Raw genomic sequence first — 12706 nt, 5'->3', positions numbered from 1 at the left:
AATCGGAGACTGCGATGAACTATCAACCATAAGCTATCAACTGTTTCCTTACTTTTGCTGAAACTACATTCCGCTGGCAACGCAATCGCAAATATCATTTGATTTTGATTTTACGCCCAAGGATGATGGCATGCCGAAAGCAGCGCCACGTCGTGGACGTAAGCCGTTGAATAAACCGCCCAAGCCCAAACAAAAACGTGGACGAAAAAGTTTGAAAGAACCTGTTGATGAAACGATGTTTGTTGAACTACCCAGTGATGAAGAGTTAAGCAAAAAATTGTATTACAGTATTGGTGAAGTGTGCGATATGTTCCAGATCAATCCTTCATCTGTTCGCCATTGGGAAACTGAGTTTAGTTTTTTAAAACCAAGAAAGAATAAAAAAGGAGATCGCTTTTTTAATGCAACCGAATTAAAAAAAGTGCATCTTATCTATTACCTGTTGCGTTATAAAAAATACAGCATTGAAGCTGCAAAGGATTACCTTAAAAAACATAAGGATGAAACCGATGCACGTTTTGAGCTTGTAAAAAGTCTGCAACAGATAAAACAATTCCTGTTAACGATCAAGGCCGACCTTTAATTGAAACGTTTAAGCAAACACATGAAATTTTTAACAGCCGCATTTTTACTCATTGCCCTCAATAGTTCTGCACAGGTACAATACGAAGTTTCGAAAGACCCCAACAATGGATTAAAAACATTGAAAGGAATTTTAAGCCCGGAAATTATACAGAACGATGAAGCTTTTTCCTGGATGAAGAACGACATCAGCTGGTATAAACCCAATGCTGATTGTGTAACAACGCTTACTGCAGTAAAAGACACGATTCAGTTTGTTGTATTCATTGGCACCTGGTGCGAAGATTCGCACAATGTGTATCCGCAGTTTTTAAAACTGTTGAACCAGGTTGGCTTCGATAAAAAACGCCTGACGATAATTGGTGTTGATCGTAACAAAACAACGCTTGGTTCATTATGCCAGGCATTAAATGTAACGAAAGCGCCTACCATTCTTGTACTGAAAGCCGGCAAAGAAATCGGCCGTGTTGAAGAATATGGTAAGTACGGTGTGTACGATAAAGAATTGGCTGAGGTATTAGCGAAAGCAAAATAGCCAAAGCATATTCCAACAATTCCTTTTGTTTTACGAGTAACCTCTTTCCCTCCGTTGTTGAAGATTGCTTCGTGCCTCCCACGCTTTGGCCGGAGTTGTTAACTCGCAATGACGTTTATGTTATTCCGCCTCCCGTAAAGCTGCATGTTCTATCTGCAGCGATTTCATAATGCTGATGAGTTCGAGATTGATGGTTTGTTTCAGTTCCTGGAACACATTGAAATCAATTACTGCAGTAAAATAATCAACCTGTATTGCAATTGATTTAGCGCCTATCTCGGTTACAAAGGCAGTACCCGACTCAATCAGTTCATGTTGCTCCAATAACTGTCCGGCTTTTTGTTGCAGTTTCATTAATTGTTGTGCAGTAGTATCTACTCTAAGCTCCAGTTTTATTTCGGCTTTACGTTGTGTACGTAACGAAAGATTATCGAGAATACTATCCACCATTTTTTTGTTAGGCATCGTAACAAATGTCTTCTGATCGGTACGGATGCGGGTGCTTCGTAAACCAATTTTCTCTACTGTACCTGTAATGGTTTCGACCTTTACCAGATCGCCGAGTGTAAAGGGCTTATCGAAGAAAATGATAAAGGATGCAATCAGGTTCTCCAGACTTTCTTTTGTAGCCAACGCAATTGCAGCAGTAACAATGCTGAGTCCTGTAATGAGGTTCGACACATCAAACTTCAACACAAACTTCGAAAACATAATTACACCAATAATGAGTGCAATGGCTTTAAAGAAATCACGAAAGAAAACCACCAGCTGGTTATCGGCCTGGTCTTCTGTTTGATCGGCTTTTGCTTTAAGCACCAATGCAAGAAAATCGATGAAGCGGCGTAACAGGCGAATGAATAATACAACTAATATGGCTTTACCTGTTGCTTCAATAATTTCCTTCGAGGTTATTTTGTACAACTCCACCTCGAGTACTTTGGGGAAGTTGAGTTTATGAAAAGAAAAAATAACCACCATCCATACAACAAACCATTCCATTGGTATCAACACCAATGCAATAAACTGATTACGGCTTACATACTTTTTTGCACCGGGAAAAAATCCATACAACAAACCACAGAGAAAACGGGAAACAATTCCTTTCAATAAATACATGGCCAGCAGAATACCTGCTATCCATAAATAACTTACAAGCGGATTATCTAAAACAATCGTGTGAAGAAATTCTTGCATACGCAAAAATACAAACTCGGTGAGTGAGACAACGTTTAAAATGTAAAATGCTGAATACGGTCGCTCTTTAACACATAAAAATGACCGGGACGTATAACCGCTTTTTCTATTTGAGCCGCCGGAACGGGCAAGGTCAACCGCTTTTCGGTAAATGTACCTGTAGTGTACGCAATAAGCGATTGGTTTTCGATACCAATAATTGTTTTGCCTACCACTGTTAAATTGCTGAGGCCTGTGTACGATAATTTGGTTTTGAATGTACCGTAAATATCAAACACGTACACGCCTTTTTCGGGATCGTAGAGATAAACAAAACCATCCTGGTCGAAGATCTGCACAGGTGTTGGTGCTTCATCAAAGATCATTCTGAAATCAACTGTTTCGCTCAGTACTTTTCCATCTTCACCGATCTTCTTCAGTTTACTTGCCTGTTCATCGTATACCCAGATATTGTTATCGTAACTCTGTGCAATTGCTTTTACCTGGAAAATATTCTGCTTACGCAGATCAATCGTGTTTACAATATTTAGAAACCGATCGAGTACAACCACTGTTGCAAAATTTTTATAGTAGAGCAGTAATTTTAATGGATTTGTTGCATCAATTGAATGCAGCTTGCCATAACGCCTTACATCATTAAACACTCCAACAGAATCGCCGTTAGCTGTAAGTTTTTTCAGTTGATTGTTTTTCGACAGCAGTAAATAATTACCAAGATTATCAACTGTAAAATTGCTGTACTCCCCTTCAATAGCTTTAGCTTCTGTAAATGCTGTTTCCTGTGCTGCTACAGACAACATTACAAAAAGACTGATCAGTAAGAGTACATGTTTGCTCATTTGTAATAATTCAGTTCAAGGTTTTTTCCATCAAACACTGCATAGCTGAAATAACGTATCCAGTCGCCAAGGTTAATGTACCGGCTTTCATTAGTCAGACGAAAATCAATGGGCAGATGTCTATGCCCGAACACAAAAAAATCGAACTTTTTTTGTTGCAGCACTTCTTTGCAATAGATGATAAGCCATTCCTGATTTTCACCTAAAAATGTTTCTTCTGTTGCGCCGGTTTGTGCACGGCTTCTCCGGCTTAAATAATTGGCCAGGCCCACACCAACAACCGGCGGTAAAATTCCAAATAACCACTGACATGCCGGGTTGCGAAAAATCTTCTTCAGCATTTTATATCCATGATCGCCGGGGCCTAATCCATCGCCATGACCAACTAAAAATTGCTTGCCGTTGAATCCAAATTCTTTCGGTTCGTAATACACAGGTATATTCAATTCTGTCTGCAAATAATCTTTCATCCACATATCATGATTGCCAACAAAAAAATGAACAGCTATACCCGCATCGGTGATCTCTGCAAGTTTGCCTAACAACCGAACAAACCCTTTTGGAACCACTGTGCGATATTCGTACCAGAAATCGAACATATCACCCACGATAAAAATTACAGCTGCATCGCTTTTAATTTCATCAAGAAACTGAACGATCTTTTTTTCACGAACAAGACTTTGCTCATAAGTGGGTGCCCCCAAATGAAAATCGGAAAGAAAATATATTTTTTTGCCTTCGGGAATCTGCATCAAACAAATATAAAGAAGCTCTGTAACTCCGTTGTTAATTTGCTTTGCTGCGCTGATATTCCAGCACATCACCGCTTTCAATTACGGGCTTGCCGGTTACATCGCATTTGTACCAATAGATCCATGCAGTAAACTCAGCTTTGTCGGTATAAATGGTTGTTGCTGCACGTTCGTATAACTGTTCTTCACCTTCTTCGGGGTGCACGCCTTCGTAATCATCTAACTGTGCAATAGCCCAACCAAATTCTTCTGCTGAATTAGCCTGGTATAATTCACCAATAATGTATGCGTCTTCTGTTGTGGGCAAAGCGGCAGGATATTCTCCTAAATCGTAGAGCTTTCCTTTTACTTTTCCATCTGCTACTTTGGTAAAATAAGGTGCAATGTATTGAAATGCCGGACCGGGAAATCCGCTGCGCAAACTACCGTAAACAAAAATTAAATGAATGGCATCGTTCATGGCTTAAAGATACAATGAGTTAAGGCACAAGAAAAGAAAATCCAATGTTCAATTTCCAATGAAAAAAAGAGAAAAAAAGAAACAAGGTTCAAGGAAGAAAAACCAAAATACAAAGGACAAAAACCAAAATCCAATCCCGATAGTTATCGGGACCAATTCCCAGCTTCCTTTTTAGCCTTCAATTAAAAACACAAACACTTCTTTCGGACCGTGTACACCTACAACCAATGTTTTTTCAATATCCGCCGTACGGCTGGGGCCGGTTGCAAAGCTGATGAAAGAAGGTAATTGATTGCCGTACTTTTCACGAAGTGCCTGCAATGCATCTTTTAAATCGTACACCATCTGGCTTGTGTAAGCAATGCACACATGCACCGGTGCATATACACTGGTAGTGCGACCGCTTTCGTTACCGGTGCTGAGTACCATTGTTCCTGTACGGCTTACCAGTAGTTCGCAAGTTGTAAAACTTGCATCACTATCCGAAAGATTATCGTGAAAGTTAATAGGGATATTGAGCTGCTTAAATATCTGCTGCAACTTTTGCTCACGACAAACTACTTTATCCCATTTGCGTGCTGCAGCAAGTTGCAACAGTTGTTCGGCCATATCTTTTTCATCGGCACAAAACACAAACTTGCCCTGCAGTTTGGTAAACTCTTGTGCAAACTGTACAGCCATATCGTCAACCGGAGGTTGAAACACGCTGCTGTTGCCTTCGCTTTGAGGAAACGGAACAGGCACCGGATGACTCAGTGCCTGTCTTATTTTTTTTAGAATATTTTCTTTTGATGCAGATACACTCATAAACTTACTTATGCAGGAAGTGGTGTAATAGTTGGCTCGCTGCTTTGTGCATCGTTATCTGTTGAGTGATGAACCGTATCGCCATTTTCATCCAACAGCTTTTTATGTTCGAATGGGCGTTTACCAATCAGCAATTCAACATCGCTCTGGAACAATACTTCTTTTTCCAGTAATGCTTTTGCAAGCTTTTCTACTTCGCCTTTCTTTTCAGTCAACAACGCTTTTGTGCGTTCGTATGCTTCTTCAATCAACTTACGTACTTCATCATCGATCATTTCTGCAGTGCGTTCACTGTAAGGCTTCGTGAATGTTTGATCCTGGTTTGGATCGTAATAGCTGATGTTACCCAACTTATCATTCATACCATAAACAGTAATCATTGAGTAAGCAATTTTAGTGATCTGCTGCAGATCGTTGCTTGCACCAGTAGAAATTTTTCCGAAGAAAATATCTTCACTTGCACGACCGCCCAGCGTCATACAGATCTGATCGTTCAACTGCTCAATATTGTAGAGATACTGTTCTTTTGGAGTGTACTGAGCGTAACCCAATGCTGCTGTACCACGAGGTACAATGGTTACTTTTAATAACGGGTATGCATGTTCGAGGAACCATCCGCAAATTGCATGGCCTGCTTCATGATATGCAATGATCTCTTTCTCTTCGGGGCTGATGAGTTTGTGTTTCTTTTCCAAACCACCGATTACACGATCAATTGCATCCTGGAAATCGCTCATATCAACTGCAGCTTTGCCTTTACGTGCAGCAATTAATGCGGCTTCGTTACAAACATTGGCAATATCAGCACCGGCAAAGCCAGGTGTTTGTTCGGCCAGTTTATGAATATCGAGTGTTTCAGAAATTTTGATGGCTTTCAAATGCACGTTGAAGATCTGTTGACGACCTTTTACATCAGGACGATCAATTGAGATCTGACGATCGAAACGACCGGGACGCAACAAGGCAGAATCCAATACATCAGGACGGTTGGTTGCTGCAAGGATGATGATACCGGTATCGCCACCGAAACCATCCATTTCAACCAGCAACTGGTTTAATGTATTTTCTCGTTCGTCGTTACTTACAATAGCATTACGGCCACGTGCACGACCAATTGCATCGATCTCATCAATGAAAATGATACAAGGTGCTTTTTCTCTTGCCTGCTTAAATAAATCACGCACACGGCTTGCACCCACACCTACAAACAACTCTACGAAATCGGAACCGCTTATGCTGAAGAAAGGTACCTGTGCTTCACCCGCCATTGCTTTTGCCAGCAAGGTTTTACCCGTACCGGGAGGGCCCACCAACAATGCACCTTTTGGAATTTTACCACCGAGTGCTGTATATTTCTTCGGATTCTTTAAGAAGTCAACGATCTCCATCACTTCAACTTTTGCTTCGTCTAAACCAGCAACATCCTGAAAGGTTACATTCACCTTTGTTCCTTTTTCAAACAATTGTGCACGTGATTTTCCAATGTTGAAGATACCGCCGCCACCGGGGCCGGCGCCACCGCCACTATTCATCTTACGCATCAGCAATACCCACAACCCTATCAATACAAGAATAGGTAAGAGTAAACTGATGAGCGGGCTCAACCAGTTTTCTTCTTCGTCGTAATCAATGATCGGTTTGCCGGTTACAGCTGCATGATCATCAACCAGTTTATTAATACGTTCGGAAAACGATTTTACATCGGCAATAGAGAAGTATAAATGCGGACCTTTTGTTTTATCGAGTTTCGATTTACCCGAAAACTTTTTAGCAATTGCAGGGTCGTTAAACGCTTCGGGCTTTAGTGTTACTCTTACTTCGCCTTTGTTACGGATTACCTTCAACTCTTTAACATAGCCTCTCATCAACATACTGTCTTCAAAAACAGTTTGTGATGTTTCAACACTTGCAGGTGTAATACCTTTAAATAAGTTGAAGCCAATTAGTACAGCTGCAATTAAAGCATAAAGCCAATAAATATTAAAACGAAACGGCTTGCGGCCGTCGCCTTTTTCGCCATTATTTTCCGGGTTATTTCCTTGATTCAAGCTCATCTTCTTGTTTTTTTCCCTTCATTCAGGAGTTCAGATAGTATTACAACTAATTGAATAAAAGTTTCGGGTAAATGTTATTAATTTTTTGGTAACGATATGTTATGATTCATGATCGGCTTCTGCAGCATCGCTCCACATTTCCTCCAGCCGGTAAAACTTACGTGTTTCGGGCTGAAAGATGTGTACCACGATATTTACATAATCCACCAACACCCATTGCAACGCTGTGCGGCCTTCGCTGCGGTAAGGTTTTTCACCACATTCCTCTTCTACCAGGTATTCGATATGATCGGCAATTGCTTTTACCTGTGTTGTGCTGGTAGCATCGCAAATAATAAAGAAATCGGATACAGCTTCGGGAATTTTTCGCAAGTCTAGACTTACAATATGCTCAGCTTTCTTTTCCTGGATAGCCCGTAAAATGGTTTTAAAAAGTTTGCTGTTTCGGTTAATGCGTACAGGGGTGCTTTTTGATCCTTTGCTCCGGTCACTTAACAGAGATGTTGTATTCAATCGCTTGGTGGTTTAATGAATAATTCTTTTTGCTATGACGCCCGATCACAGCATTTTACTTTTAATTTGTTCAAAATTAGTCAATCTTCATCAACCTTGTCGCCTAAAAAAACAAATTACAACTGGATTGAACTGGACGCAGTGGACAGTACCAACAACTATGCCATGGGGCTGATTCATGCAGGAACGGCACAACACGGAACGGCTGTGCTCGCCCACCATCAAACCAAGGGCAAAGGACAACGGGGAAAGGTTTGGGAAACCGAGCCTGGTGCCAACCTTAGCTTTTCCATTGTGGTAAAACCCGATTTGCTGATAGCGCAGGCCTTTCAGCTGCTGGCAACGGTAGCCGTAACCGTACGCAACGAATTGGAAAATTATGTTGGTGATGAAGCCTGTATTAAATGGCCCAACGATTTGTATTGGCGTGACAGAAAGACAGGGGGCATTCTTATTGAAAATGTGCTGCGGGGCAAGCAATGGCAATGGGCCATTATCGGCATCGGCATCAATGTAAATCAAATCGGTTTCGGAAATCTTAAAAACCCTGTATCCATCAAACAAATTACCGGCAGGCAAACCAATGTAACTGCATTGGCAAAACAAATTCATGCTGCCATACTACATGCATTACAGCAATTGAATGAAATGGGGTTCGATGCATTCTTTCAGCATTACAATCAACATTTGTTTCGTAAACAGCAAACGGTACGGTTAAAAAAAGAACGCCGCATTTTCAGCACACATATCAACGGAGTTAACCTGCAGGGACAATTAAGTACCGGCGTTGATGCAGAAGAATGCTTTTCGTTTGGAGAAGTGGAATGGCTTCTGTGAGATTTATTGTTTTTTTTAACGTCTTCCTTCTTTTAGAAGCCTAACGCATGTTACCTTTGCCGCACCAAAAAAATTATCAACATGAAAATTGCTGTAGCTAAAGGCGATGGAATTGGCCCGGAAATAATGGATGCTGTTTTATCAATTTTTAATGCCAACAACGTGCCTCTTGAGTACGAAATTGTTGAAATGGGTAAATGGGTTTTCGACAAAGGCTTTAATAACGGGATGACGCCGGAAGCCAAGCAAACCATTGAAAATTTGGGTTTGCTTTACAAAGGCCCCATGGAAACACCAAAAGGAAAAGGTGTAAAAAGCATCAACGTTACCGCCCGCAAAACCTGGAACACTTATGCCAACAAACGAGACTTTCAAACACTGCATGGTGTAGATACCGTTTTCAGCAAAGCCGGCATTCCAATCAACATTACAGTAGTTCGTGAAAATATTGAAGATACCTATGGTGGTATTGAACACATGCTTACGCATGACGTAGCATTAAGCCGCCGTTTTATTACACGCCCCGGCAGTATGCAGGTAATCCGTTATGCGTTTGAAATGGCCCGCCAGAAAAATGCAAAACGCATCACTTGCGGACATAAAGCCAACATTATGAAAATAACCGATGGATTATTCCTCGAATGTTTTTATGAAGTTGCAAAAGAATATCCTGATCTGAAAGCTGATGATATTATTGTGGATGATCTCTGTATGAAGCTGGTTACCCGTCCGGACAATTTTGATGTGGTAGTACTTACCAATTTACAGGGTGATATTGTGAGCGATCTCTGTGCTGGTTTGGTTGGTGGTTTAGGATTTGCACCAAGTGCAAACATCGGCGATCATATTTCCATCTTTGAAGCAGTACACGGTACAGCTCCGGACATTGCAGGAAAAAATATCGCCAATCCAACAGCATTGTTGTTAAGTGGTTTGGCAATGCTGCGCCACGTAGGTTTAACCGAAAATGCTGCAATAATTGAAAACGCTTTATTGTACACACTTGAAAACGGAGTACACACAGGCGACTTTGGCGACAAATCAACTCCTGCTGTTAATACAACACAATTTGCAGAAGCCATCATCAGCAATTTTGGTAAACAGCCCCAGGCAGGTGCAAAAGAAATTATCGCTAACAAGCCGGGCACACCAACACCAATGAAACTGCAGTCGAATGCGATGATGGTGTCAACCGAAGCTGAGGAAGAAACCATTGTTGGTGTAGATCTGTTTATTGAAAGCGATGAACAACCTGCTGCAATTGCCGAAAAATGCCAACGCCATGCGGGTGTGAAGTTTAAACTGGTAAACATCAGCAACAGGGGTACACAGGTTTGGCCAACAGGTTCGGTTTATACCAATCTTGTAAACCAGTACAATGTACGTTTCGAAAGCATTGAAGATTATCCGCTGAACCAACAGGATGTAATTGGCCTGTATGTAAGCATGAGCGGTAATTTCAAAATATGTTCATTTGAGTTGTTGAACATGTGGGGTGATAAAAAAGCCTATAGTCTGGCACAAGGACAATAATCGAAATTTAAAAAGAGTCTCAGCAATGAGGCTCTTTTTCTTTTGCTCTCGCTTCAACTTCTAATGGATTGTTTGTATATCCATGTTTTATACTGTACCAGGTATACAATAATAAAAACCTGATCGTTCCGTAACGTTTGTATTGTTCAACATGAGCCATTTCGTGTTTAACCCAACGTTCGTTTTGTAAAAATTCTTCGGCAGAAGTATTGTGCAGATGAATAACATTGCCGACAACCATTGCAATTTTTCCTGCTTTTAAATTTCTTGCTGCTATTGCAGCCAAAAAAGAATTTGTTTTAATCTTCATTGCTAAAAAAATAAATGCGTCTTAAAGACGCACTCACATGTATATAGGTATTCTTGTAATCTGTTAATTATTCGGCGCTCCGGCATCTATCCAGCAAATGATGGAATTCTTTTGAGCAGCAGTGAGCGTTCCGTTCTTGGGCATTGCTCCACTGATAATTGCAGCTCTTATCTGCACTTTTACTGCATTAATTTGAGCATACGTTGTAAGTCCTCCGGGTCCTTGAGTTGACCCGGCTGCATGACATCCGGAGTTTGTTGCACAGGACGATGATATGATGGGGGCAACATCAGCACTAAACTGAATAGCAGCACCTGTGCAATTCGGTGTGAACGTTGTACCGCTTCCTCCATTGTTATTACCACCCGTACCGGAACTGCTTTTTTTGCAGGCTGAATAAAAAACAATTGCGCAGATACTGCAGATTATGACAAGCGCTTTCATGTTGATGAAATTTTAGTACTTGAAAATAGTTGAAATTATTCACGCAGGCAGCTCCTTCGCAAACAACATCATCAGTATAGATTACCGCTAATCCTGTTTCGCTGCATCCACGGCGGTTTCATTAAAATAAATTGTATGTTGCAACATCGTTTCAAATAATCATTAACGACTGTATCGTATGGACTTAGTTAATCATGTGCAGCAAAGCAAAAAGCATTTTTTGGTACTGGATGGGTTAAGGGGTGTTGCTGCTATTGCAGTAGTGGTGTTTCATTTTATGGAATGGATCATCACCGACTTTACAAAAAACTTTATTGCACATGGGTTTCTTGCCGTTGATTTTTTCTTTTGTCTATCTGGTTTTGTAATTGCTTATGCATACGATAACCGGCTGCAAACAACAAGCCTTAAATCGTTCTTTAAATTGCGGATGATCCGTTTGCATCCGTTGGTTATACTCGGATCGGTGTTAGGATTGTTTGGCTTTTTCCTTGATCCGTTTTCAACAGAAACAACAGCGTATAGCAGTGGAACGATCGCTCTGTTATTTATTGCCGCTGTTTTTCTTGTACCCTTACCAATAATGGAATCCCGGGCATTTAACCTGTTTGGTTTTAATGCTCCTGCCTGGTCCTTGTTTTGGGAATATGTTGCCAACATTGTTTATGCACTCATCCTGCATAAACTCAGCAAAAAGATCATGTTTGTATTAACAGCCATAGCGGCCATTGCTGTTTGTATTGTACTTGCACATGCAGGAAATATTATTGGCGGTTGGAACGGTGAAACTTTTTGGCATGGCGGTGCACGTGTTGCCTACTCTTTTTTAGCAGGCATGCTAATTTACCGCTGCAACTGGATCATTAAAAACAAAATCGGGTTTGCAGGATTAACCCTGTTGTTAACAGCCGCTTTTCTTTTTCCGTTTGGTAAATGGAACTGGTTAACCGAAGGTTTTCTTGTGTTGATATATTTTCCATTGCTTGTTTCGCTGGGAGCAGGTACAAGCTTATCGGAAAAAACAAAAGCGCTGTGTACATTTTCAGGAGCTATTTCTTATCCGCTATACATGACGCATTATGCGTTCATCTGGGTATTCGGTCACTATTTCCTGGAACAAAAACCCGATACAGCAACATTGGTTGTTATCGTTAGTTGCGGAACAGTATTGCTGATTGCCTTCAGTTATGTGGTGATGAAATGTTATGACACACCTGTAAGAATTTGGCTTCAAAAAAGATGGAATAAATAACAAACCCGTTATTTACCTGCTGCCTGCAATGCATCCAATATTTGTTGTGTATGAATTTTGGTCAACACTCTTGTAATAACCACATCAATTGTTCCATTTTCATTGATGACAAATGTGGTGCGAACAAGTCCATCGTAAATTTTACCCATGAACTGTTTTTTGCCCCACACATCGTATGCATCAATTACTTTATGATCGGTATCGGCAATTAAACGAAAGGGAAGATTATTCTTTTGTTCAAATCGCTTGTGCTTTTCAACTCCGTCTTCGCTTACGCCGATTATTTCGTAGCCGAGTTTTTTTAAGGCAGCAAAATTATCACGCAGATTGCAAGCCTGTACCGTGCAGCTTGCAGTAAGATCCTGCGGATAGAAATAAAGAATGATTTTTTTGCCTTTATAACTTAGAGATGAAACCGCTTTCCCATCCTGATCAATACCTTCAAAAGCAGGAGCAACATCACCGGCTTTCAATTTTGTTACATAATTTTTAAACGGTTCTTTCTTTGCGTTTTTTGCAGTTGCTTTTTTCTTTGCAACTTTTTTTACTGCTTTTTTAACTGTCTTCTTTGCTGAACTCTTCTTCGTTGCCATT

15 protein-coding genes are annotated in these 12706 nt (G+C 40.7%); 5 read left to right on the top strand and 10 right to left on the bottom strand.

Annotated features, from left to right (window positions below):
• Window positions 1-130 precede the first annotated feature (130 nt).
• Window positions 131-583: a MerR family transcriptional regulator gene (locus tag ESA94_RS12380; RefSeq protein WP_205755973.1), complete on the top strand. Its 453-nt coding sequence runs from the start codon at window positions 131-133 to the stop codon at window positions 581-583.
• Window positions 584-604: 21 nt separating this feature from the next.
• Window positions 605-1117 (top strand): thioredoxin family protein, encoded by a 513-nt coding sequence (locus tag ESA94_RS12375; RefSeq protein ID WP_129131220.1) that lies wholly within the window; start codon window positions 605-607, stop codon window positions 1115-1117.
• A 120-nt stretch (window positions 1118-1237) separates the two neighbouring features.
• On the opposite strand, the gene ESA94_RS12370 is transcribed toward ESA94_RS12375, so the two are convergent.
• The 7 genes from ESA94_RS12370 to rsfS form a co-directional block, all read right to left on the bottom strand.
• A complete protein-coding gene (locus ESA94_RS12370; protein WP_129131219.1) occupies window positions 1238-2311 on the bottom strand; it encodes a mechanosensitive ion channel family protein in 1074 nt (357 codons plus the stop codon).
• A 35-nt stretch (window positions 2312-2346) separates the two neighbouring features.
• On the bottom strand, window positions 2347-3150 hold the full coding sequence (locus ESA94_RS12365; protein WP_129131218.1) for a hypothetical protein: 804 nt from the start codon (window positions 3148-3150) through the stop codon (window positions 2347-2349).
• The gene (locus ESA94_RS12360; RefSeq protein WP_129131217.1) at window positions 3147-3902 is read right to left on the bottom strand and encodes a UDP-2,3-diacylglucosamine diphosphatase; all 756 of its coding nucleotides are present in this window, start codon (window positions 3900-3902) and stop codon (window positions 3147-3149) included. Before ESA94_RS12360 ends, ESA94_RS12365 begins: the two co-directional genes overlap by 4 nt.
• A gap of 34 nt (window positions 3903-3936) precedes the next feature.
• Window positions 3937-4362, bottom strand: a complete 426-nt coding sequence (locus tag ESA94_RS12355; protein ID WP_129131216.1) for a gamma-glutamylcyclotransferase family protein — start codon at window positions 4360-4362, stop codon at window positions 3937-3939.
• 171 nt (window positions 4363-4533) lie between these two features.
• A complete protein-coding gene (locus ESA94_RS12350) occupies window positions 4534-5169 on the bottom strand; it encodes a LutC/YkgG family protein (protein ID WP_129131215.1) in 636 nt (211 codons plus the stop codon).
• 8 nt (window positions 5170-5177) lie between these two features.
• Window positions 5178-7223 carry an ATP-dependent zinc metalloprotease FtsH gene (ftsH, locus tag ESA94_RS12345; RefSeq protein WP_129131214.1) on the bottom strand — a complete coding sequence of 682 codons (2046 nt, stop codon included), beginning with the start codon at window positions 7221-7223 and terminating at the stop codon, window positions 5178-5180.
• A 99-nt stretch (window positions 7224-7322) separates the two neighbouring features.
• A complete protein-coding gene (rsfS, locus tag ESA94_RS12340; protein ID WP_129131213.1) occupies window positions 7323-7736 on the bottom strand; it encodes a ribosome silencing factor in 414 nt (137 codons plus the stop codon).
• 96 nt (window positions 7737-7832) lie between these two features.
• Here rsfS and ESA94_RS12335 point away from each other — a divergent pair, with 96 nt between their 5' ends.
• Complete coding sequence (locus ESA94_RS12335) at window positions 7833-8573, top strand: biotin--[acetyl-CoA-carboxylase] ligase (protein WP_240671047.1); 741 nt, start codon at window positions 7833-7835, stop codon at window positions 8571-8573.
• An 81-nt stretch (window positions 8574-8654) separates the two neighbouring features.
• Window positions 8655-10106, top strand: coding sequence for an NADP-dependent isocitrate dehydrogenase (locus ESA94_RS12330; protein ID WP_129131211.1), 1452 nt, complete (start codon window positions 8655-8657; stop codon window positions 10104-10106).
• Window positions 10107-10125: 19 nt separating this feature from the next.
• Here ESA94_RS12330 and ESA94_RS12325 read toward each other — a convergent pair whose 3' ends face one another.
• On the bottom strand, window positions 10126-10392 hold the full coding sequence (locus ESA94_RS12325) for a DUF4157 domain-containing protein (protein ID WP_240671046.1): 267 nt from the start codon (window positions 10390-10392) through the stop codon (window positions 10126-10128).
• An 87-nt stretch (window positions 10393-10479) separates the two neighbouring features.
• Window positions 10480-10860 carry a hypothetical protein gene (locus ESA94_RS12320; protein ID WP_129131209.1) on the bottom strand — a complete coding sequence of 127 codons (381 nt, stop codon included), beginning with the start codon at window positions 10858-10860 and terminating at the stop codon, window positions 10480-10482.
• A 178-nt stretch (window positions 10861-11038) separates the two neighbouring features.
• On the opposite strand from ESA94_RS12320, the gene ESA94_RS12315 reads away from it, so the two are divergent.
• The gene (locus ESA94_RS12315) at window positions 11039-12112 is read left to right on the top strand and encodes an acyltransferase family protein (protein ID WP_129131208.1); all 1074 of its coding nucleotides are present in this window, start codon (window positions 11039-11041) and stop codon (window positions 12110-12112) included.
• 8 nt (window positions 12113-12120) lie between these two features.
• Here the strand turns inward: ESA94_RS12315 and bcp are convergent, their stop codons facing one another.
• Window positions 12121-12705, bottom strand: a complete 585-nt coding sequence (bcp, locus tag ESA94_RS12310) for a thioredoxin-dependent thiol peroxidase (RefSeq protein WP_129131207.1) — start codon at window positions 12703-12705, stop codon at window positions 12121-12123.
• Window position 12706 lies beyond the last annotated feature (1 nt).

The organism is Lacibacter luteus (assembly GCF_004118265.1).
GTDB classification, from domain to species: Bacteria; Bacteroidota; Bacteroidia; order Chitinophagales; family Chitinophagaceae; genus Lacibacter; species Lacibacter luteus.
Note: the sequence above shows the minus strand (reverse complement) of the source record. Positions and strands in the feature narration are given on the sequence as shown.